Here is a 23120-nt window from a genome sequence, read left to right as displayed (position 1 = left end):
TTGTTGCGATGAAAATCGCGGCCGCAGATTATCGCAAATACCAGTAAAAAAAGCATCTGTTATTTGCAACCCAACGAATAACTATTCGATTACTCGAACGGCGTTGGATCACCTGCACCAACACGAGCAATCGTTGCTTCGTCTTCGCTAAAGTCAACAACAGTCGTTGGCTGCTCACCTAAGTAACCGCCATTTAGAATGACATCAACCGCATGCTCTAGACGATCGCGAATTTCTTCAGGATCCGATTCAGTATGGTCGTTACCCGGCAAAATTAACGACGTCGACATCAAAGGTTCGCCTAGCGCTTCAAGTAGATCGAGTGCAATTTGATTATCAGGAACACGAATACCGATAGTTTTACGCTTCGCGTTCATCAAACGACGTGGAACTTCCTTTGTACCTTTGAAAATAAAAGTGTAAGGCCCAGGAGTATTGCTTTTAAGCAAACGGAAAGCTGTATTATCAACTCTCGCATACAAAGAAAGCTCTGATAAATCACGACACAACAAAGTAAAATTATGCTTGTCGTCGATTTTTCTGATCTGGCAAATACGTTCTAGCGCTTGTTTGTTTTCAAGCTGACAGCCAAGTGCATACCCAGAATCAGTTGGGTACACGACAACACCACCATTTCGGATAATTGCAACGGCTTGATTGATCAATCGAGCCTGTGGGTTGTCAGGGTGAACATAAAAAAACTGGCTCATTATTCTTCCTCGTTATCGAGTCTCTCGACTCTATCTTCAGTAGGAGTTTGCTCCTCAAGCGATTGAAACTCCCAATCTTTCCAAACAGCTTCAACCCCAGAAGGTAGCCAAAGGTTACGTCCTAACTCCATCCACGGAGATGGATAATGAAAGTCGCTACCTTGAGAAGCTAATAGTTTGTATTGTATAGCATAATCAGCAAGGTTGCGTCTTTCTTGTTGCGCTTGTTGGGGCTGAGCTACTTCCATAGCATCCCCGCCCGCTTCAACAAATGCAGATAATAAGCGCTTAACCCACTTTGCCGTTAACCCGTAACGGCCCGGGTGCGCTAACACTGCTTGACCACCTGCGGCATGTATAGCATTAACCGCGTCTTCCATTGAGCACCATGTAGGCGGTACATAGCCTGGGTTATTGCGGGTTAAAAATTTCTTAAAAACTTGCTGCATATTTTTAGCAAAGTCATTATCGACCAACCACTTGGCAAAGTGTGCACGTGTAATCGGAGCGTCTCCCGCAATAGCTTTCACTTCTTCATATACGCCTTCGCGCGTGGCTTTAGTTAAACGCTCTGCGATTAACTTTGCGCGGCCGACACGGTGTGCCTTTTGTTGTTCAATAAGCGCTTTAAGCTCTTCAGATTCCGGATCAATATTCAATCCAACAATATGGATATCTTTGTTCTGCCAAACGGTCGAAATTTCAATACCGTTAATCAACTGAATAGGCAGCTTGTTATCTGCGATATATTGATGGGCATGGGGCAGGCCATCGGTCGTGTCGTGATCGGTAATCGCCAGCGCTTCAATGTTAAAGCTTAATGCACGATCAATCAGTTCGTGAGGAGCCAGTCGACCATCAGATGCTGTGGTGTGACTATGTAGATCAATTCTCATATTAAAGTTTCATTACTTTTAGTAATTTTATGTTGGTTTTATGGCTATAAGGCTTGACTTTTTACCTCTGCACTAGTTAACTAGTACACAAATACGCAGTATCCATATTTCAAGGTTCACCATGTTACAAGAATTTAACCAAAACCATAACGATAAAGTTTCAGTACTTTCTTCTCGTGAAGATCGCGCTGAGCTACGTTGGTGGCGCACTTGGACAAGTTCATGGTGGGCTAACGTATACTTCTAATTTTAAACTACTGTTTATAAAAAGATGTCACTAAGCCCGCTTTCAAAGCGGGCTTTTTTATTTTGTCGAACAACTCACATTCAAATGCACAACAATTCATCGAAATACAAAGATTGTCGATTGGGTGAAAGGTATCTTTATGCGACTATGTACGGCAGGAAATTTTAAGAATCATAAAGGAGGTCTTGTGAACAAGGCCATTGAAATCAAAAAGCTAGGAAACATTGAAGTCATCAATACTTCGGTTCCTTACTCGCAAGATCCAACAAGTGTTTTCCACACCTTATGTGAGAACAAAACTGATAGCTTGTTGCTTGAATCTGCTGAAATTGACTCTAAGCAAAACCTCAAAAGCCTTTTGCTGATCGATTCTGCCGTGCGTATTGTATGTCATGGTCACCAAGTGACGTTCCAAGCGCTTACTGACAATGGCCAGCATTTACTTGAACATCTTCAAACCAATGTTAAAGAAGACGTTGACGCAACGCTATCTGGCAACTTATTGATTCTTAACTTCACAGAGCCTTGTATCGATCTTGATGAAGACTCTCGATTACGTGAAGCCTCTTCCTTCGATGCATTGAGGCTCGTACAACATAGCTTCGCTAATAACCCAGATGAAAAACATGAGCTATTCATGGCTGGCCTATTTGCGTACGACATGGTTGCCAACTTCGAACAACTTGGTGATGCAGAAGCAACAAACGACTGCCCAGACTTCGTTTTCTACGTTGCTGAAACTTTATTAGTGATTGACCACCAGCAAAACCAAAGCTTACTTCAAGCAAGCTTGTTTGCTGACGACGCGAACATTAAGAAGCAACTCAATGAGCGTCTAATCGACATCAAACAGCGCTGCGAATCTCCAGTATCGATTCCTGAAGTGACTAAGCTAAAAGAAGTGAAAGCTGTCCCAAGCATTTCTGACGAAGACTTCTGCCAAACCGTTCGTGACTTGAAAGAGTACGTGGTGAAAGGTGACGTATTCCAAGTGGTACCATCACGCCGCTTCACTTTGCCTTGCCCTGCCCCGTTAGCTGCATACAAAGAGCTAAAGCAGTCGAACCCAAGCCCTTACATGTTCTATATGCAAGATGAGCTATTTACGCTGTTTGGCGCTTCTCCTGAAAGTGCGTTGAAATACGAAACAGAAACTAACCAAGTTGAAATTTACCCTATTGCAGGAACGCGTCGTCGCGGCAAGCGTCCAAATGGCGAGATCGATTTCGATTTAGATAGCCGCATTGAGCTAGAGCTGCGTACCGACAAAAAAGAAAACGCAGAACACATGATGTTGGTTGATCTGGCACGTAATGACGTTGCTCGTATTTCTCAAGCTGGCACTCGCCACGTAGCAGACCTACTAAAAGTCGACCGCTACAGTCACGTGATGCACTTAGTTTCTCGCGTTGTCGGCCAACTGCGCGACGATTTAGATGCTCTACACGCTTATCAAGCCTGCATGAATATGGGTACCCTAACTGGTGCGCCGAAAATCCGCGCAATGCAATTGATTCGTGATGTCGAAAAAGCGCGTCGTGGTAGTTACGGCGGTGCTGTTGGTTACCTAACTGGCGAAGGAACGTTAGATACTTGTATCGTCATTCGTTCTGCGTACGTCGAAAACGGTGTTGCTCAAGTTCAAGCTGGCGCTGGTGTGGTATTCGACTCTGACCCGCAAGCTGAAGCTGATGAAACTCGTGGTAAGGCGCAAGCCGTTATCTCTGCTATTCAAGCAGCGCATCAAGGAGCGTAATCATGACGACTCAACAAACTTCAAATTCTCGCTCTGCTAACATCGTTTTCATCGATAACTTTGACTCATTTACTTATAACTTGGTGGACCAATTTCGAACACTTGGACACCAAGTAACGATTTACCGTAATCAAATATCTACCGATGCTATCGAGCGAGCGGTTAGCGAATTAGATAACCCTGTGGTTTTGCTTTCTCCTGGCCCTGGCGCGCCTTCAGAAGCGGGTAACATGCCAGAGCTGATTCAACGCCTGAAAGGTAAAGTGCCAATGATAGGCATTTGTTTAGGGCATCAAGCCATCGTAGAAGCCTACGGCGGCACAGTCGCTGGTGCAGGTGAAATCATTCATGGCAAAGTATCGATGATGGAACACGACAATCACGCGACTTACCAAGGTTTGCCTTCACCGCTAGCCATCGCTCGTTACCATTCATTAGTCGCAACTTCAGTACCAGATTCACTAACGATTACCGCTGAAGTCGACGATTTGGTAATGTCAGTAGTTCAAGAACAAGACAAAGTATGTGGCTTTCAGTTTCACCCAGAGTCAATCATGACGACCTACGGGGCGACTTTACTTGCAAATGCAATCGAGTGGGCTCTTGAGAGTAACCCTTCCCTTGCGACCAATGCTAAATAGGAAAAGAAATTATGGAACAGATTATTAATAAGCTTTACGAGCAAAAAGACCTCTCTCAAGAAGAAAGCCAATCATTATTCGATACGATTATTCGTGGCGAGTTAGACCCAATTTTGATGACTGCAGCGCTAACGGCTCTAAAAATCAAAGGCGAAACTCCAGATGAAATCGCCGGCGCAGCAAAAGCATTACTAGCGAATGCCAATCCATTCCCTCGCCCAGATTACGATTTCGCGGATATCGTTGGTACTGGTGGCGATGGCCACAACACAATCAATATCTCTACAACATCAGCATTCGTGGCAGCAGCATGTGGCTTAAAAGTCGCTAAGCATGGTAACCGCAGCGTTTCGAGCAAATCTGGCTCTTCAGACCTATTAGATTCGTTCGGTATCAACTTAGCAATGAGTGCTGAAGACACTCGCTCTGCAGTCGACAAACTTGGCGTGGCTTTCCTATTTGCGCCTCAGTATCACGGTGGTGTACGCCATGCAATGCCAGTACGTCAAACACTAAAAACACGCACGATCTTTAATATTTTGGGCCCACTGATTAACCCTGCACGTCCAAATATTGAATTAATGGGTGTGTACAGCAAAGAACTAGTACGCCCTATTGCGGAAACAATGCTACAAATGGGCATGAAGCGCGCAGCCGTTGTTCACGGTAGCGGCTTAGATGAAGTAGCCATTCATGGCGAGACGACGGTTGCTGAAATCAAAGATGACGAAATTCACGAATACACAGTGTCACCAGAAGATTTTGGCTTGAACACTCACCCGCTTGAAGCAATTAAGGGGGGCGATCCAGAAGAAAACCGAGCGATTACCACACAGATCCTAACGGGCAAAGGTACAGAAGCTCAAGCAGGCGCTGTGGCAGTAAACGTTGCACTACTAATGCGTCTGTTTGGTCATGAAGATCTAAAAGCTAATACACAACAAGCGATTGATGCCATGAATTCAGGCAAAGCTTACGAGCTAGTACAACAGCTCGCAGAACACGCATAACGAACGACTATTTGAGACAGAAACATGACACAGACTACCGATAAATTGTCAGCCCACGTTTCAGTTAAAGAAGCTGAAATGGCGGAAGTATTAGCAAAGATCGTTCGAGACAAATACCAGTGGGTTGAAGCTCGTAAGCAAACTCAGCCATTAGATGAGTTTAAAGCAGGCCTTACTCCATCAGACCGTAGTTTCTACGATGCACTGAGTGGCGAACAAACTGTATTCATTACTGAGTGTAAAAAAGCTTCACCGTCTAAAGGCCTAATTCGTGATGACTTTGACCTTGATTACATTGCGTCGGTTTACAATAACCACGCGAATGCAATTTCCGTCTTAACCGACGAGAAGTACTTCCAAGGTAACTTTGAATTTTTGCCACAAGTACGCCGCATCGCTAAGCAACCTATTCTGTGCAAAGATTTCATGGTCGACACGTACCAAGTGTATCTAGCCCGCCATTACTCTGCCGATGCTATTTTACTTATGCTTTCGGTACTTGATGATGAGGAATACCAAGCACTTGCAGAGGTGGCGCACTCACTCAATATGGGTGTTCTAACTGAAGTGAGTAACGAAGAAGAACTTCATCGTGCAGTGGCGCTGAATGCGAAAGTGATCGGTATTAATAACCGCAACCTGCGCGATCTTTCTACTGACTTAAACCGCACTAAAGAGCTGGCTCCAATGCTTCGTGAACTCGCTCCTAGCGCTATCGTGATTTCAGAGTCTGGTATCTACACTCACCAACAAGTAAGAGACCTATCAAGCTTTGCTGATGGTTTCTTGATCGGCAGCTCTCTTATGGCAGAAGACAACCTAGAGCTAGCAGTTCGTAAAATCACACTTGGTGAGAACAAGGTATGCGGTTTGACTCACCCAGATGATGCCGCGAAAGCATACCAAGCGGGTTCAGTCTTTGGTGGTCTGATTTTCGTTGAAGCTTCTAAGCGTTATGTTGACCTAGAAGCTGCTCGACTAACCATGAGCGGCGCGCCGCTGAACTATGTTGGCGTGTTCCAGAACCACACTATCGAACAAGTCGCCGATATAGCGCTAGAGCTAAGTTTAACTGCTGTACAATTGCATGGCGACGAAGACCAAAACTATGTTGATTCGCTAAAAGAAAAACTCGGTAACCAAGTAAATATTTGGAAAGCTTATGGCGTTGTCGATGCTATCCCTGAGTTACTAAGCGCAAACATAGAACGCCATTTGCTGGATGCACAAGTAGGCAACCAATCTGGCGGTACAGGTCACTCCTTTGATTGGTCACTACTCGCAGAGAAAGCTGGCATCATGCTAGCTGGTGGGTTAAGCCCAGAAAATGCTAACCAAGCTTCGAAACTAGGATGCTTAGGATTAGACCTCAATTCAGGTGTAGAAGAAGCTCCAGGCAAAAAAGACGCGACCAAACTGCAGCAAGCCTTTACCGAAATTCGAAAATACTAATTACTTCGCAAGTGAGTGGTGAGAGATATCGCACTCATTTGCAAACCAACATTTAGGGTGAACCAGCCGAAAACTACGCTGTCTCACCGAGCAATATTAAAGGAACAAAACCATGGCAAAACTCGACGCCTACTTCGGCGAATACGGTGGTCAATATGTCCCACAGATCCTTGTGCCAGCATTAGAACAGCTTGAGCAGGCTTTCATCGACGCACAAGCCGATCCTGAATTTCGCAGCGAATTCATGTCGTTACTTCAAGAATACGCAGGTCGCCCAACAGCGCTAACACTGACACGCAACCTGACTAAAGGTACAAAAACAAAGCTGTACCTAAAGCGTGAAGACTTACTACACGGTGGCGCTCATAAAACCAACCAAGTACTTGGTCAAGCACTATTAGCAAAACGAATGGGTAAAAACGAAATCATTGCAGAAACTGGCGCAGGTCAACACGGTGTAGCGACAGCTCTAGCGTGTGCACTGCTAGGTCTGAAATGTCGTGTTTACATGGGTGCAAAAGACGTTGAGCGTCAAAGCCCAAATGTGTTCCGTATGAAATTAATGGGTGCTGAAGTGATTCCAGTTCATTCTGGTTCATCAACACTAAAAGATGCATGTAACGAAGCTCTACGTGACTGGTCTGCAACGTACGAAGACGCGCATTACCTACTAGGTACTGCTGCTGGCCCTCACCCATTCCCAACCATTGTTCGTGATTTCCAGCGTATGATTGGCGAAGAAACGAAGAACCAAATCCTCGCACGCGAAGGCCGCCTCCCTGACGCTGTGATCGCTTGTGTCGGCGGTGGTTCAAATGCTATCGGTATGTTTGCTGATTTCATCGAAGAAGAAACTGTTCGCCTTATCGGTGTCGAGCCCGCAGGTAAAGGTATTGATACCGACCAACACGGTGCTCCGCTGAAACACGGTAAGACAGGCATCTTCTTTGGTATGAAAGCGCCACTAATGCAAGATGAAAACGGCCAAGTAGAAGAGTCATACTCAGTGTCTGCTGGTCTAGATTTCCCATCAGTTGGCCCTCAACACGCTCACCTAAATGCTATCGGCCGCGCGGAGTACGACAACGTAACCGATGATGAAGCACTAGAAGCGTTCCAAACTCTTGCTCGCAACGAAGGCATTATCCCTGCATTGGAATCGTCTCACGCCCTTGCTCATGCACTTAAAATGGCGAAAGACAACCCAGAGAAAGAACAGTTACTGGTTGTAAACTTGTCTGGTCGTGGTGACAAAGACATCTTCACCGTTCACGATATTCTTGAAGCGAAAGGAGCTCTTTAATGGATCGTTATCAATCACTCTTCACTCGCTTAGCGGAAAAAAACCAAGGCGCATTCGTTCCTTTCGTAACGGTTGGTGATCCTAACCCTGAGCAGTCTCTAAAAATTATGGAGACACTGGTCGAAGCTGGAGCTGATGCATTAGAACTAGGTATCCCATTCTCAGACCCACTAGCAGATGGCCCAACGATCCAAGGCGCAAACATTCGCGCACTGGATTCAAAAACAACGCCAGACATCTGCTTTGAACTTATCGGTAAGATCCGCGCAAAGTACCCAGAGTTGCCAATTGGCCTGCTGATGTATGCAAACCTTGTGTACTCTCGCGGCATTGAAAGCTTTTATGAGCGCTGTGCTAAAGCCGGTATCGATTCTGTGCTTATCGCTGACGTTCCGACCAATGAAAGTGCTGAATTTGTTGCGGCCGCTGAAAAATTTGGTATTCACCCAATCTTCATTGCCCCACCAACTGCGAGCGATGAAACATTAAAATCAGTATCTGAACTTGGTGGCGGCTACACTTACCTGCTTTCTCGAGCGGGTGTCACCGGTGCTGAAACGAAAGCAAATATGCCAGTAACTGCGCTACTCGATCGACTGAATCAGTACGATGCGCCACCAGCATTGCTTGGTTTTGGTATTTCAGCTCCAGAGCAAGTGAAAGAAGCTATAGAAGCTGGCGCAGCAGGGGCAATTTCAGGATCAGCTGTTGTGAAAATCATCGAGCAACACGTTGAACAGCCAGAACAAATGCTAAAAGCCTTGTCTGAGTTCATCACTCCGATGAAAGCGGCTACTCAAAAGTAGTCATACTAGCTATTAAGCGTTCCCTTTAAAAAGCTCCACTTTCGCGGAGCTTTTTTGTTATCTAACTTTCTGGTTTATTCGGCTGAACTTTTGTGGGGGCTGCCTTCATAGGATCAATAATTTTGTCGACTAAATCTATCGGCATAGGGAACACTATCGTAGTGGTTCGTTCATTAGAGACTTCCGTTAACGTCTGCATGTATCTCAGTTGAATCGCATTTGGCGCCTTATTCAATACATCAGCCGCTTCCCGCAGCTTAGTCGATGCTTCAAGTTCGCCCGTCGCATGTATGACTTTCGCACGCCGAGAACGCTCTGCTTCAGCCTGTTTCGCCAGCGCTCGAACCATGCTGTCGTCCAAATCAACATGCTTAATTTCAACATTCGCGATTTTTATGCCCCAGTTATCAGTATGCTGATCGAGAATCGCCTGTAAATCTCGATTTAGCTCCTCGCGCTCCGATAATAACTCATCCAACTCATGTTGCCCCAATACGGATCGCAAGGTCGTTTGAGATAATTGGCTGGTTGCTTCATGATAATTTTCGACATTATTGATTGCCATTTTTGGGTCAAGTACTCGAAAATACACGACTGCGTTCACTTTAACCGACACGTTATCGCGAGTAATCAAATCTTGGGTAGGCACATCCAAGACTATGGTTCTAAGGTCAACTCTAACGATTTGTTGGATCAGAGGAATGATGATGATTAAGCCGGGCCCTTTCACGCCATAGAAACGACCAAGAAAAAACACGACCGCTCGCTCGTACTCTCGCAGTACTTTGAACATGCTCGCGATGAGTAGAATCACCAACACCACGACAATCGCTATTGTGTGTATAAACATAACCGCCCCCCTACTGGTAACGATAAGTTAAAAAATGCTCTAGCCTTGAGCTTGGGCCAGCATTGCTAGTCCTCTTCAGAGGCTTGTTCAACATCGAGGGTTAGCCCTTGAAGTTTTATCACTCGGACACGCTCACCTGCCTTTAGCTCGGCATCGCATGTCGCTTGCCAAATTTCGCCAGCCAGTAGTACTCTCCCTGCCCCAGGAAAGCCACTCACCACTTTTCCAGTGTCGCCAACTAAGACTTCAGCGCCAGTGGTCACAGGTTTTCTCCGCACTTTCAGCAACATCGAAAGCGTCAAAACAATAAAGGCCACCGAAAACAAACTGATGCCGATAATAAGCGGTAAGGCTATTTGGTAACCGGGCACTTCAGTGTCCATTAACATAATCGAACCTAGAGTAAATGCCGCGACTCCACCTAAGCCAAAAATGCCAAAGCTAGGACTGAAAGCTTCTGCCACCATTAACGCGATACCAAGTAAAATCAACGCTAGGCCAGCATAACTAACCGGTAGCATTTGTAACGAATACATCGCGAGTAGCAAACATATCCCGCCTAACACACCCGGTAAGCCCACGCCCGGATTATAAAATTCGAGTAATAAACCGTAGATCCCAATAAGCATAAGTATGTACGCGACATTCGGATTAGTGATGACAGACAACAAGCTAAATCGCCAATCTTGCTCTCTTACTACATACGCCACATTTTGAAGTTCAATATTGCTCTGAACTCCATTAATCGTAATACTTCTGCCATTACTAAGTGCAACCAGTTGATCTAAATCTCTCGCGATAAAATCAATAACATTCAGCTGCAACGCTTGTTCAGAATCCAGACTTGCCGCTTCTCGCACTGCTTTTTCTGCCCACTCTTGGTTTCTGTTGTGTAATTTAGCCAAACTCACAATATAGGCAGCAGCGTCATTAATGACCTTTTTCTCCATTGCTGTCGTGGCTTTCACTTTTTCAGAGTCTGCCTCTGATGGTGATTTTTCACTGGCAGATTCTTCTGGCTGCTCATCTGGTTTATCTTTTGGAGAAAATGGATTGGTTGGCGCTTTTCCACCACCAATTGAAACAGGAGTGGCAGCGCCAAGGTTGGTACCCGGTGCCATGACCGCAACGTGACTGGCTAATAAGATATAGGTTCCGGCACTTGCTGCACGAGAGCCTGCTGGGCCAACCCAAGTTGCAACAGGTATCGAAGAAGTGGTGATGGCCCTGATGATTTCTCTCATTGAGGTATCTAAACCACCAGGTGTATTCATTTTTATCGCAATGAAGCTTGCTTGTTCCGTTTGCGCTTGTTTAATTTCACGACTGACATAGTCACTGGTTGCAGGCCCGATTCCCCCATCAATTTCAATGACCCACACATCGTCCGCTCGTACGGAGTACACCGAGAGCACCAATAAATAGGCCAATAAACATTTTGAAATCCAACTCATGCCAACCTCTCTCTAAAACTGAGATGCTAGGGAGGCGGTTTAAAACGTAGCGATAACATCTTAGTGATAAATTGACACTATAAGCATAGTTCAGCATAAATTTCGCACAACACGGCATGAGAAAGGCAAACTCATGAAATGCGTATTATTCCTACAACAATGAAGCACAAATGTTAAAAAATATGACTGATTCACTGGTGGTTTGATCTATTCAACAAACCCTCGCAACCCAGTCAATTTATAAACAAGGTGGATATCAAAGCGCCCCACAACAAAAGCAAACGTTTGCTTTTGTATAAAAAACGCTCGAACGACAGCTTTATCAATATAAAACTCACTATTTCACCTTTGCACATATTGCTAAATGTAAAATATACGTGTAAAAATCCCCGCGAAATTATTATCCAAATGTACGTCGTACATTAGAGGGTAATGCTAGGAAATTACAATTTAGTAGCACAAGGGTTATGGAAGTGTTAAAAGAAAAGAGTTTACTAAGCAACATCGGCGTACAAGTCGTGATTGCAATGATCGTTGGTACTGCAGTTGGTGCCATGATGGGTCAAAGCGCGACTATGTTTGCTCCATTAGGTGCAATTTTTATCAACTTGATCAAAATGCTGGTTATTCCTTTGGTTGCCGTTGCACTAATTTCTGGTGCTGCAGGTCTGGGTAATAGCTCGTCAGCGGGTAAAGTAGGTATTACCACACTAGGTTATTTTGCACTGACTTCTGCTCTTGCAGTGGCGCTTGCATTAATTATGGGTGAAATCTTCGAACCAGGTCGTGGTATCGACGTGTCTGGTGTTGAAGGCATGTTCTCTTCTGAGTATGCGTCTAAAGGCGAACTTCCAACTTTCTGGGCAACCATCACTGGTATGATCCCAACTAACGTTTTCCAGTCTTTAAACGAAGCTAACATTCTTCAGATCCTTGTGTTCTGTCTTTTCTTCGGTATTGCTATCTCTAAGCAAGCAAAAGAAAAGCGCGATCCAATCATCAACGGTGTAAACGCTATCGTTGACGCTATGGTTTGGATGATCAACAAAGTAATGATCATTGCACCACTAGGCGTATTTGGCCTGATGGCAGAAGCTGTGGGCACTTTCGGTTTCGGCGCACTAATGGTTGTTTTCAAACTGTTCGTTGTTTACGTAGCTGCAATCCTAGTATTCGGTTTCGTTGCTTACCCGCTAATGATCCAAATCTTCACTAAGACTTCAGCTAAGAAGTTCTTAACAGCGATGAAGAAGCCTCAAGCCGTTGCGCTTTCAACTGCTTCTTCTATGGCGACTCTACCTGTAACGATGGAAACCGTTGAAAAAGAGCTAGGAGTTCGTAACTCTACCGCTTCTTTCGTTCTACCACTTGGTGCAACGATCAACATGTCTGGTAACGCAATTTACTACGGCCTAGTTGCAATCTTCTTCGCACAGCTGTTCAACATTGATCTTTCAATGGGTGCATACATTGCAATCATCGTGACTTCAACTCTTGGTGCTGTTGGCCAAGCAGGTGTTCCAGGTCCATCTTTCCTAGTAGTAGCCGTTCTACTAGCAGCAGGTATTCCAATCGAAGGTCTACCACTATTGTTCGCTCTTGACCGTATCTTCGACATGATTCGTACAGCTCTGAACATCACTGGTGATGCAGCGTGTGCAGTCATTGTAGATTCACTAATCAAAGATGAAGAGAAAGAAGCGGAACTTCAAAAGCAACAAGCTTAATTGGTTTTGGTTCTCTCTAAATAATAAAAGCCACCTTAACGGTGGCTTTTTTGTCTCTAAGTAAATGCAATGTAAGCAGCAAACTCCGTAAATTTACTCTATTGAGCGTATTCTCTAATCGCTACTATTTCCGCACTTATAAAACACCTCTCAAACGTACTACCAATGACGTTGACTTCCCAGTACAGAGCCTTATTCAGTCATATCGGAAGCCTATCAATGCTCAATATTGCCAAGCCTTTTGTGGTCACATGCATGCTATTAATGCTTAGTCCAATCGTTAACGCATATACCGACGCAAAAGGGCAAAGCATGGGCGGCGCAGGAGTCACCGCTGCCGACTTTCTAATGGCGCCTTTTTACAATCCTGCATTGGCGGGAATCTATAGACGTGAAGAGCGTTCAGCACTCTTGCTCCCTTCGATTCAATGGCAATCTAATCAAAGCGGTAATTTTAAAAATGCATTAATTGAAGCATCAGAAACTCTAGATGATCCTAATAGCTCCAATTCAGAGATCGATGATGCATTACGAGCCTTAGATGGTAGCGACATGTCGATAGAAACAGGAGCTGGCTTAGCCTTTTCGGTTCCCAACCGCTTCTTATCGGTCACTGCCTACGCTTCTTTAAGTACCTTCAATCTCATTACCCCTGTCATTGCCTACGACCCTTTTGGTAGGCCCAACTCCAACCAGTCCGCCGTCAATACTCAATCTATTCAAATCAGAGAGTTGGGGGTATCCCTGGCTAAATACAAGCGGTTACTCGGTCAACACATGACTTTTGGTATTACCCCTAAACTTCAAACGATTACGACCTACACTTATCAAAGCAAAATCAATCGCTTTGATATTGATGATGTCAAGGCGAATGCTAACCCAGAGAGTCATATCAATTTAGATGCCGGAGTACTTTGGTTCTACGGGCCATTGCGAGCAGGACTCACCATTCACAATATTCGCAGCAAACAATTTCAAACCCTAGAAATTAAAAGCGTTATTCCCGGTGAACACAAAGCCCCGGAAAGCTTCGATTTAAATACCACTTATACCATTGGGCTCGGGTTGGTGACCGATTCCAGTACGCTAGCGTTAGATTACGATGTCAACGAAGCCGAAGGTTTCGTGGAAGCTGAAGATAACCAAAAGATGCTTCGAGTAGGCTTTGAATCTGACTTGCTCTTCAAGACCATTCAGATTCGTGGCGGGTACAATAACAACTTAGCGAACAATAGTTACAAACCGACCTACTCTCTAGGGACAGGCTTAGTGCTATTCAACACCATCCAAACGGATTTAGGCCTAGTCTACAAACGGCAGCAGTCACTCGGTGCTTCTGCCAATTTCCTAGTTAATTTTTAGGCACCACCCATTTCAAGACATAAAGCTTCTTCACTGCCACCTCCAGATAACCGTTTTTCACTCATCAAACGTCAAACATTGAGTTCAGAAAGCGTGAAATCTCAATATGATTCTCAATGTGAAAAATTGTCCTTTTATTGTGCAAAATTGCCCAAACTAGCTCTTCAAGAATTTTTCAATTGGTCGATATAAATCATATAGAGACAAGAGTTGTACACCATTTCAAAGCAGAGCGAGCAGGAAATCTTGTAGCCAAATATTGTGGCATTGAGTTTGCTTAGTTAACAGTTCAAACCGTATACAAGATCAATCGTCAAAGAAATAGCGTTACGACGAGGTACATGGAGGATCTGTTATGACTCTACAAAGACATACTTATTACGGCCTAATTCATCATGGTATTAAATCCCTACTGTTAGACCGCGTAGGACATTTCACTGAAGCTGAATATCACCAATATTTGGACTTAACCACTGGCAAATCAACCTGCTTTGCAATGAGCGAAGAAGAGTTGGAGCTCACCTTAGATAACCTAAAAAGCGAAGGATATTTAGAAGATATCAAAAGCTTAATTCCTAGGTATCAGCCCGCCATGATGCGCTAATGAACAGGGTAATCTAAATCCAACTGTCTCATGCTATTTAGCATCGAGACAGTTTTCGTTAGACTGGGAATAACTCAACTAAATGGAAATCCTTTGCCGTATGAAGCAAATCCTTGATTTTATTCCCCTGATTATCTTTTTTGCCCTTTATAAGATGTACGATATTTATGTGGCAACTGGGGCGCTGATCGTGGCTTCCGCGATTCAAATCGTTCTCACCTTCATGATCTACAAGAAAGTCGAAAAGATGCAGGTCATTACATTTTTGATGGTTGCGATCTTCGGCGGCATGACCATTTTCCTTCACGACGAAAACTTCATCAAATGGAAAGTCACCATCGTATATGCCCTGTTTGCTGTTGGATTAACTGTCAGTCACCTCATTGGTAAATCAGCAATCAAAGGGATGCTAGGCAAAGAAATCAGCATGCCTGATGCTGCTTGGAGCAAGATAAATTGGGCTTGGGTTCTATTCTTTACAGTCTGTGCCATTGTGAACGTTTATGTCGCTTTTAACTTACCGCTTGATGTTTGGGTAAACTTCAAAGTATTTGGGCTATTGGCAGCCACGTTCGCTTTTACCTTACTTACTGGTGTGTATATCTACAAACACATGCCAAAAGACACCAATACCAGTGAAGAAGAAAGCTTAGTCGGCAATAAATCCGACGAAAACTAATTATTCAAACTGACATCTCGCGTTACATTTTTGATATAATTGCCAACAGCTATTATTTATTGCGGCCAGTTTGCTTTTGCAAACTGGCCGCAATTTATTTGTTGTAAAGAATGTTTTGAGTGCACTCCAATAAAGAGCGCTCCAACTCATTGAAAACAACAAAATTGAATATTTAAGAAACTATTAAGGTAAGTTCAAATGTCGGATGCTCCAAAGGGTCAATTACTCACCAGAACCCTTGCTATGCCGAGCGATTGCAACGCAAACGGTGATATTTTTGGTGGCTGGATCATGTCTCAGCTAGATTTAGCCGGAGGAATTTTGGCTAAAGAGATTTCTGGCGGACGAATCGTCACTGTGTCGGTTTCCAGTATTACATTTAAAAAGCCGGTTAAAGTCGGAGACGTAGTCTGCGTATACGGTGAGTGCACCAAGATAGGTCGAACTTCGATGAGTATCGATCTCGCGGTTTGGGTTAAACCTGTTAAAGAACAAGGGGTCGGTGACCGCTTCATGGTATGTGATGCTACTTTCAATTACGTGGCCATCGATGCAAACGGAAAGCCTCGTCCGATTCCGCAAAACTAACCATCAAAAAAGTCGCTATATCTGAGCGGCTTTTTTTGTTGTCCTTTACGGGGAATACCTTACAAAAAGCTACCGACTAACCGTTAAACCGTTTCTCTTACACCGTATTCCTAAGCTCTTTCACCAACAGTAAATTAATATTTTACTCGCGATTGAGAACTAGAAAGCATCTATGATGTCCAATCACTTCAAGCAAACTCACACTTTCTTTTATTGGCCCCTTCCAATTGATTGAAGTTAGAGTAAATTAACCTGATTACAAATCTAAGCACCTCGTGGTGCCGCTCAATAAGGATAGCCAAATATGTGGTACGTAATTTTTTCTCAGGATGTCGAAAACTCTCTAGAAAAGCGCCTAAGCGTGCGACCTCAACATCTAGAACGTTTACAAAAGCTTCAAGACGAAGGCCGCTTACTGACTGCTGGGCCTATGCCAGCGATTGATTCAGATAACCCTGGAGAAGCCGGCTTTACAGGTTCAACCGTGATTGCTGAGTTCAATTCTCTAGAAGATGCACAGTCTTGGGCTGACGCAGATCCGTATATTGAAGCTGGCGTCTACGCTAACGTTATTGTGAAACCATTTAAGAAAGTGTTTTAAAGTGAAAAAGTGGTTAATTGGTACCGTTGCTTTAGCGAGCTTACTTTCAGGTTGTAGCTCTAATAATGACGAGCAACGTCAGTTAGAAATGATGGCGCAGCACCGAGCTGGCGTATTGTCTGCGGGCTTACCTATTGAATATGGTCCGCTATCAGTAATGCGTGTGCTTGCAAAAAAGAACGTGGTTGAAATCATGATGATTTACAACCAAGACGCGGAAGGCGCAAAGCCACTTCCTGAAGTCATCAAGAGCAGCGTAAATAGCTACTGCACGAATTCAGATGTCAAAGCCAATCTAGATATGGGAATGGCTTACATGATTAAGGTACGTAACACTCGCGGCCAATTAATGGTCGAGCAATTGATCAGCAAAGAAACATGCGCGTAATGTTACTCAATATCTAAATCAAAAAGGCCTCGCTATTGCGAGGCCTTTTTTATGCAGCTATAGCGCTCTAATTAGAAAGGCCCGAGTTCAATCGCCTGCGCAATAAGTAGGAAAACAATCGCAATACAAATTACGACGGCAAGCAGTGGTAAGAAGAACCTCACCCACTTCATATAATCAACTCTAGCCATCACCAGAATCGCCATAAAATATCCCGAGGTTGGGAAAAGGATATTAGTGACACCATCACCCCATTGAGTTGCCAAGATAACGATTTGTCGCGTGAGGCCAATAAGGTCTGCAAGTGGTAATAAAATAGGAAGTGTTAGTAGCGTTTGGCCACTCCCTGAAGGAACGAGGAAATTAAACACGGCCTGAGTCAGTAAGATGCCAATCGAGGTAACAGATGGAGGAAGTGCACCAAGCATTTCCGACAAACTGTATACGATCGTATCAAGAATTTGTCCGTCTGACAGCACCACAGAAACTGCGCGAGCCACGCCGGTTATAAGAGCCCCCACCAACATACCTTGGAATGCTGAGTTGAAGTTGTTGCAAATCTCGTTTCCTTTGTGACCAATGATCAGTGACGTAATGATCGCCATAGTCATAAATAATCCCGACAACTCATAAAACCCAAGGTTAAACTTCAGCGTTGACGCAATGATACCGACGAACATGACCAAAGTTGCCAGTCCAGCGATTTTCATTCGAGTGGTTGGCTCAGGTTCAGGCTCACCTTCACCATGACCAAGTATGGTGAGCTTGAGTTTGACATCTTGATCGTAGGTAAGACTAGAATGCGGATCAGCTTTGACTTTGCGGGCGTACCGGACAACAAAAGCAATAGAGACTAACATAACCAAGGCCAACACCATGACGCGGAACCCTGCTCCAGAAAACATAGGTAACTCGGCTAGCATATGACCGAGTCCGACATTAGTGGGAGAAGTAATGCCAAATGCGAAGCCAAACGTACAACTAATTAACACTGTCGCAACTGCTGTCATCGAGTCGTAGCCAAGCCGTAGCATCAAAGGAACCACTATAGGTAAATACGCTATGCCTAGTTCTGGCGTACCAATGAAAGAACAGATTGCAGCGAATACGACCATCAGAATAGGCACCATCAGATAAGTGGCTGACCCAAGCTGTTTTATCAAGCTATTAACACCGTAATTAACAACTCCAGTACGTTGCAAAACACCAATAGATCCTCCAACGAGTAGTGTAAGGAACACAACGATGGAAGCTTCACTCAAGCCTCGAGGAATCGCAGTTACAACTTCCATTGCACTAACAGGGCTGGCTTCAACAAGCTGATAAGAACCTGCAACTACAGTTTCTCTACCGTTATCTAAAGTCACACGATCGAACTTCCCAGTCGGGATAGCATAGGTTAAAACCGATACGATTAAGATCATAGCGGTGAGAATAATGTAAATATCTGGCATTTCCCATTTGCCAGGCTTAGGTTTTTGCAGTTGGTGATCTGGGTGGTGACGGTTGAGAATTCTTTCCTTATTACTACTTGGTTGCGCTTCCATGTTTGCCCTCACTTTGCTAGAAATGAAAATGTTAAAACAATTACAACCCTGTTAAGATTATTAACAATTGCCAGAACAACATACAGTCGACAAGCCGCAATGTACACAATAATAGGTGAAATTGTTCACAACATATCACACAAATTGTATACAATTATGCGATCAGTGTGCGGTTTATCAGATATGAATGACTTACATGATTAAGGTACGTAACACTTACACCGACTCGTGGGCGACCATTGTTCAGCGAAGAAACTAGCGCGTGCAGCTACCAATTCCCTAGATCAAAAAGGCCTCGCAGATGCGAGGCCTTTTTAATGCTTTAGTCTTAGTCTTAGTCTTCTAACAGAACCTGATCTTCTGCTGTCAGTTCAACTACCCCAATCGAACCACTTAAGAATGCTGTAGCCTGGCGCGCAACTGAGTCTGAGGCACTTTTCACTGTAGCAAAGTCACGAGTCCCCTGAGTTACATCATCCGTTAACGTACCAACACCAATATTATGGTTACCTTCAATTAAGCGTGAGTATGAACGAGTTGATTCATTACGAACATCATTTAGCTTAAGCGCTCTCTCTAGAGGCTCTGCACCTGCTAATGGGAATTCGGTAACGTTCATTGAGTAGTAAGGAACCTTTTCTTCACCAAATGCACATTCCGAACTTACTGAGGCCATGTCTTGAGAACCTTCAAAAGCGACGCAGCGTGTAATCATCGTTTGTTCGTCTAGTTCAACCTTAATTGGTACGGTTTGGTCACCAGCAGTCAATCCCGTGAACTGCCCGTCAAATAAGGTTCCTTTACTCTCCGTGTTGCCTACTGCAGTAAATGAAAGTACAGGTTCAGAAGCTAAATCTTCAGCATAATTTAAAGGGTCTGCTGTATCGACAATTGCTTGGATTAGATATTGGAACTCAGACAAAAACTGAGGGGCAATTTCATTTGATTTAGCGAGGTAAGCTTTAGGATCATTCTCAGCAAATACACGAACAGCATCCAATGTCGCTTGCTCATCACCAACGACTTCAATGCCTAGTTCACGAGCCATACGAATACGGTATTCCGGCAAGAACTTTACTGCTGGTGGTACTTCATCTTTACCTAACCAGTTTGAATTCATCACGATACCACCAATAGCACCACCAGGGTTTGCTAAAATAGTACCGTTGAATTCTTGACCTTTACGCTTCTCAACCCCTGATGCTGTTGCAGCCGCAATAGCCCCCATTGAATGACCGTAAATACTCACATCAGTTGCATCAAATTGATAATAATCATCTGTTGTTACTGTGTTAGAAAGAGCTGCTTTAAGGTTCAAAATATCAGCAACAACCTTTCTAAGGTTATCGCGCGATGTTAGTAATGCATCTGCTTTTAAGAAGTTCTTAGAATCTGCGTTATCCTGACTTGCAAATAGACCACGAACTGATGAACTTACAGAAATATCATAATTTCCTGTAACTTGCTGTGCCTTAATAATATTATTCGGGTCAGTAGCATCAACTACAGTGTTTTTAAAACAATCTAAATCAGCAACACCATCAAACGGCTGGCTACAGTCATAACCAGCAGTTCCATCCAAACTCACCGCTCTAGAGCCATGATAAATATGGTCAATGGCGATAACAGCATAATCTGTTCCTGATGTTGGATGAGCAGTATTCGCCATTTGTGACTGAACAAAGTTATCTAACCCTGTCATACCACCATTACCCAGCTCTTTAACTGCTGTAATACCATGCGCTGCAATGACGATCGGCACTGTTTGTTGCACTGGTGTTTTAGAACCACCAAAGCGTGTCGATCTTTTTTCAGGAAAAACGATCTGAACTTCAACAGTAGAAGTGGTTGTATCTGTAAAGTCAATTGGTTGATATAACTCTGGGCAGCTCGTCTTTGTAAACTTAAAGCTTTCCATATGGGCATTAGCACCGTTTAGCTCAAACCAAAACTTTGCTGACTCTTCATTAACGCTATCAACAGTACAATTGTTAATAAAAGAAGTTGCTGCAGGTAAGTAATTTGGAAGTTCTAATGTACCAGATAGTTTTTCAACACAATCAGGGCCAACACAAGGTAACAAAGATGCAACTTTGTCAGCTTCATAAGTTTCTGATTCAGCAGAATCGAAAGTGATACCATTAGACGTCGTTGTCAGACCTTGTAATTCAGAACCAATACTTTGTGTCGTAAAGTTAGCTGCATATAAAATACCATCAGTCACACCTGCATTAACTGCATTTAACTCAGCAGCGGCGATTTCTGTCGCAATGGCACTCACTTCTAGCTTTTTGGCTTCATATTCATCAGATGGAAGAACCGCGTTTCCACTTTGATCCACTAATTGCTCAGTAATAGCCAATGTATAAGTCGTTTCTGATTTTAATACTTTTAACGGCAATACTTGCAGATGACCAAACTTAGATACCCTAACAGTAAAGTCTACATCGTAGGCGAGTTCTGCTGTGTTTGTAATATCAAATAACTTCACAGCAGTGGCAAATGAATTCACATCCATTTGTGAAACATCACCTGTCATTGGTAGTGTGAATGGTGCGGTAGTTGACCAACCATCAAGATCTTCCATTGCACACTTAGTGGCATTTTCAACATCAGCTGGAAGTTCATCTGCAGAGTCAGTTTGACCACAACCAAAAACTACAATATTTGACGTTAGCGTTCCTGCGCTAGAGATTTTATACAAATCATTCGGCATTGGAATATTATTATCGTTAGCAATTTCTTTTGTATTTTCCATACCAAAAGAAAACTTCAAATTCGCAGGGCCTTTCGCAGTGCTATCGTTGCTGTCTGAACCACATGCTGTTAAGCCAGCAGTCGTTAATGCAATTGCAACGTATTTAGAAATTGTATTTAATTTCATCTTTGATTCTCTTTAGTAATACTCTGCTCATAGGCAGAGCAAAGTATTATTTAAAAGTGTAAGAGTACTGAATTGAGTAGATCATCGCTGTTGATTTAGTTACTTCGAAGTAACTGCCATCTTCTAAATGTGAACCAGTGTTCTCACCTTCAATATAAGCAAAACCAAAATCAACCATATGCTGGTCAGCTATATAAGAGACACCTGTTGTGTACCAATTACGATCAGAATCTGGAATAGAAGCGGTTACGTGCTCATCCGTCGGGGTTTCATCTAACGCCCAACCAGCACGGACAACTAAGCTTGGAGAAATATTATATGTCGCACCAATTGAGTAACGGTTTGAGTCTTTCCACTCTTCTGGCTTACGCATACATTCATTGTCGTTTTGACCAGCGTTACTACATTCACCATTAGGTGATGTCGCTAAAATCTCTTCAAAAACATTCCAACCAATATGAACCCAGCTATAGTGAACAGCTAGATCTTGAGTCACTTGGTGATAACCTGAAATTTCCATGAGAGATGGTAAAGAAAGTGTTAATTCACCATCGATATCAACTAGGTAATCTAGTGCTCCATTATCTGTGTCTAATTGAAGACCGCTAAATTTACCTTCCATATCAATATCAGTGGCGCCTGTATAGCCGATACCCCAACGGTGGCTTTCATTTAACTCATACAACGCGCCCAACTTGTATCCAAACCCAAACCCATCACCAGACATGCTCGCAAGCTTATTGCTGCCTGTTGTATTGTTAGGGGCTAATTTAGCAAGGTCGGAATAACGGTTCAGTTCAGCATGCGCCATTAAGATGCTTGCCGATGCGCCCAATGTAAGTTGCTCGTTTAATTCGTAAGCTATCGAATTATTAATATTCACAACCGATACCGCAGTGTCGCCTGCAATCTCTCCAAATTTCTCGTTCGTTGCATCACTATAATCAGACGCTAGACCAAAGTCAGCGTAAGCCCCGATACCCCAAGTCCATTTATCGTTCAATGGTTGGCTATAGAACACATTTGGAACCAACGCTGTTGGGGCCGCTTCTGATTCACTCGTTACTTCAGATTTATAGCGTGCGCCCTGCTTCCAAAAATCAACTTCTACATCAGGATCAATGTAAGAGATCCCTCCGGTAAAATTCGCGGTTTCTAGCATACTTAGAGAAGCGGGATTGCGGGCTAGAGTCGCAGCATTATCAGCGATAGCAGCCTCGCCAGCGAAAGCACGGCCTAACCCAGATGCGGAATGTTCTACGATTTGAAAGCCAGCAGCGCTAGCATTTGTTGCGAGAAGTGCTGAACCGACGAGTAATGCCGATTGTGCAAGAGTGAATCTCTTAGTCATGAAAGTGTCCAAGCTAATTAATTGGGACCTTTCCTTGGTTCTTTTATTGGTCATTATCCGTATGACATTTTGCAAGACATTTTACAGTTCGACGTATAGTAGTAAATAGGTACGGCATACCTTAGAGGGGGATAATATTGATGAAATTAATAATTAGAGTAATTACTCTTGTTGAATTCACTGGGCACAACAAAGACATCTGACCAGTGAGATTTTTTGAACTTTATTTAGATTGTTAGATTAAAACGCCGGAAAGTGCCGGCG

The 23120-nt window shown here is 43.7% G+C and carries 21 protein-coding genes and 1 other annotated feature; of the genes, 14 read left to right on the top strand and 7 right to left on the bottom strand.

The window, feature by feature from the left end; all coding sequences use genetic code 11:
• Positions 1 to 89: 89 nt before the first annotated feature.
• Together ELZ11_RS03645 and rnm are read right to left on the bottom strand one after the other, a co-directional pair.
• Positions 90 to 710, bottom strand: coding sequence for an L-threonylcarbamoyladenylate synthase (locus ELZ11_RS03645; protein ID WP_137356006.1), 621 nt, complete (start codon positions 708 to 710; stop codon positions 90 to 92).
• A complete protein-coding gene (gene rnm / locus ELZ11_RS03640; RefSeq protein ID WP_137356005.1) occupies positions 710 to 1606 on the bottom strand; it encodes an RNase RNM in 897 nt (298 codons plus the stop codon). The genes ELZ11_RS03645 and rnm overlap by 1 nt, the downstream gene beginning before the upstream one ends.
• A 121-nt stretch (positions 1607 to 1727) precedes the next feature.
• Here rnm and trpL2 point away from each other — a divergent pair, with 121 nt between their 5' ends.
• The 7 genes from trpL2 (at position 1728) to trpA (ending at position 8821) form a co-directional block, all read left to right on the top strand.
• A complete protein-coding gene (trpL2, locus tag ELZ11_RS03635) occupies positions 1728 to 1853 on the top strand; it encodes a tryptophan operon leader peptide (protein ID WP_137356004.1) in 126 nt (41 codons plus the stop codon).
• Positions 1800 to 1914 (top strand) — a sequence feature (Trp leader region). Its footprint overlaps the gene before it by 54 nt.
• Before the next feature lie 126 nt (positions 1915 to 2040).
• Positions 2041 to 3609: an anthranilate synthase component 1 gene (locus tag ELZ11_RS03630; RefSeq protein WP_137356003.1), complete on the top strand. Its 1569-nt coding sequence runs from the start codon at positions 2041 to 2043 to the stop codon at positions 3607 to 3609.
• A 2-nt stretch (positions 3610 to 3611) separates the two neighbouring features.
• Positions 3612 to 4250 carry an aminodeoxychorismate/anthranilate synthase component II gene (locus ELZ11_RS03625; RefSeq protein ID WP_137356002.1) on the top strand — a complete coding sequence of 213 codons (639 nt, stop codon included), beginning with the start codon at positions 3612 to 3614 and terminating at the stop codon, positions 4248 to 4250.
• Positions 4251 to 4261: 11 nt separating this feature from the next.
• Positions 4262 to 5260 carry an anthranilate phosphoribosyltransferase gene (gene trpD / locus ELZ11_RS03620; RefSeq protein WP_137356001.1) on the top strand — a complete coding sequence of 333 codons (999 nt, stop codon included), beginning with the start codon at positions 4262 to 4264 and terminating at the stop codon, positions 5258 to 5260.
• A 24-nt stretch (positions 5261 to 5284) separates the two neighbouring features.
• Positions 5285 to 6712: a bifunctional indole-3-glycerol-phosphate synthase TrpC/phosphoribosylanthranilate isomerase TrpF gene (trpCF, locus tag ELZ11_RS03615; RefSeq protein WP_137356000.1), complete on the top strand. Its 1428-nt coding sequence runs from the start codon at positions 5285 to 5287 to the stop codon at positions 6710 to 6712.
• Positions 6713 to 6824: 112 nt separating this feature from the next.
• Complete coding sequence (gene trpB, locus ELZ11_RS03610) at positions 6825 to 8015, top strand: tryptophan synthase subunit beta (protein ID WP_137355999.1); 1191 nt, start codon at positions 6825 to 6827, stop codon at positions 8013 to 8015.
• Positions 8015 to 8821: a tryptophan synthase subunit alpha gene (trpA, locus tag ELZ11_RS03605; protein ID WP_137355998.1), complete on the top strand. Its 807-nt coding sequence runs from the start codon at positions 8015 to 8017 to the stop codon at positions 8819 to 8821. The genes trpB and trpA overlap by 1 nt, the downstream gene beginning before the upstream one ends.
• 61 nt (positions 8822 to 8882) lie before the next feature.
• On the opposite strand, the gene ELZ11_RS03600 is transcribed toward trpA, so the two are convergent.
• Both ELZ11_RS03600 and ELZ11_RS03595 read right to left on the bottom strand, forming a co-directional pair.
• A complete protein-coding gene (locus ELZ11_RS03600) occupies positions 8883 to 9671 on the bottom strand; it encodes a slipin family protein (protein ID WP_137355997.1) in 789 nt (262 codons plus the stop codon).
• A 65-nt stretch (positions 9672 to 9736) separates the two neighbouring features.
• On the bottom strand, positions 9737 to 11125 hold the full coding sequence (locus tag ELZ11_RS03595; RefSeq protein WP_137355996.1) for an NfeD family protein: 1389 nt from the start codon (positions 11123 to 11125) through the stop codon (positions 9737 to 9739).
• A gap of 467 nt (positions 11126 to 11592) precedes the next feature.
• Between ELZ11_RS03595 and ELZ11_RS03590 the strand changes: the two genes are divergently transcribed.
• The 7 genes from ELZ11_RS03590 to ELZ11_RS03560 all read left to right on the top strand — a co-directional run bounded on the left by ELZ11_RS03590 (position 11593) and on the right by ELZ11_RS03560 (position 17074).
• Complete coding sequence (locus ELZ11_RS03590) at positions 11593 to 12852, top strand: dicarboxylate/amino acid:cation symporter (RefSeq protein ID WP_137355995.1); 1260 nt, start codon at positions 11593 to 11595, stop codon at positions 12850 to 12852.
• Positions 12853 to 13017: 165 nt separating this feature from the next.
• Positions 13018 to 14214: a conjugal transfer protein TraF gene (locus ELZ11_RS03585; protein WP_137355994.1), complete on the top strand. Its 1197-nt coding sequence runs from the start codon at positions 13018 to 13020 to the stop codon at positions 14212 to 14214.
• Between the two features lie 355 nt (positions 14215 to 14569).
• Complete coding sequence (locus ELZ11_RS03580) at positions 14570 to 14818, top strand: hypothetical protein (protein ID WP_137355993.1); 249 nt, start codon at positions 14570 to 14572, stop codon at positions 14816 to 14818.
• A 100-nt stretch (positions 14819 to 14918) separates the two neighbouring features.
• Positions 14919 to 15497 (top strand): septation protein A, encoded by a 579-nt coding sequence (locus ELZ11_RS03575; protein ID WP_137355992.1) that lies wholly within the window; start codon positions 14919 to 14921, stop codon positions 15495 to 15497.
• A 198-nt stretch (positions 15498 to 15695) separates the two neighbouring features.
• Positions 15696 to 16085, top strand: a complete 390-nt coding sequence (yciA, locus tag ELZ11_RS03570) for an acyl-CoA thioester hydrolase YciA (RefSeq protein WP_137355991.1) — start codon at positions 15696 to 15698, stop codon at positions 16083 to 16085.
• 304 nt (positions 16086 to 16389) lie between these two features.
• Positions 16390 to 16686 (top strand): YciI family protein, encoded by a 297-nt coding sequence (locus ELZ11_RS03565; protein ID WP_137355990.1) that lies wholly within the window; start codon positions 16390 to 16392, stop codon positions 16684 to 16686.
• 1 nt (position 16687) lies between these two features.
• Positions 16688 to 17074 carry a GspS/AspS pilotin family protein gene (locus ELZ11_RS03560; protein WP_137355989.1) on the top strand — a complete coding sequence of 129 codons (387 nt, stop codon included), beginning with the start codon at positions 16688 to 16690 and terminating at the stop codon, positions 17072 to 17074.
• Positions 17075 to 17145: 71 nt separating this feature from the next.
• Here the strand turns inward: ELZ11_RS03560 and ELZ11_RS03555 are convergent, their stop codons facing one another.
• The 3 genes from ELZ11_RS03555 to ELZ11_RS03545 all read right to left on the bottom strand — a co-directional run bounded on the left by ELZ11_RS03555 (position 17146) and on the right by ELZ11_RS03545 (position 22856).
• Positions 17146 to 18621 carry a YfcC family protein gene (locus ELZ11_RS03555; protein WP_137355988.1) on the bottom strand — a complete coding sequence of 492 codons (1476 nt, stop codon included), beginning with the start codon at positions 18619 to 18621 and terminating at the stop codon, positions 17146 to 17148.
• Positions 18622 to 18955: 334 nt separating this feature from the next.
• Positions 18956 to 21505, bottom strand: a complete 2550-nt coding sequence (locus tag ELZ11_RS03550) for a hypothetical protein (RefSeq protein ID WP_137355987.1) — start codon at positions 21503 to 21505, stop codon at positions 18956 to 18958.
• 46 nt (positions 21506 to 21551) lie between these two features.
• Positions 21552 to 22856, bottom strand: a complete 1305-nt coding sequence (locus ELZ11_RS03545; protein ID WP_167494615.1) for an OmpP1/FadL family transporter — start codon at positions 22854 to 22856, stop codon at positions 21552 to 21554.
• Positions 22857 to 23120: the final 264 nt, after the last annotated feature.

The organism is Vibrio profundi (assembly GCF_005281835.1).
Classification (GTDB): domain Bacteria; phylum Pseudomonadota; class Gammaproteobacteria; order Enterobacterales; family Vibrionaceae; genus Vibrio; species Vibrio profundi.
The sequence above is the reverse complement of the archived record's forward strand: the minus strand, read 5'-3'. Positions and strand labels throughout refer to the sequence as shown.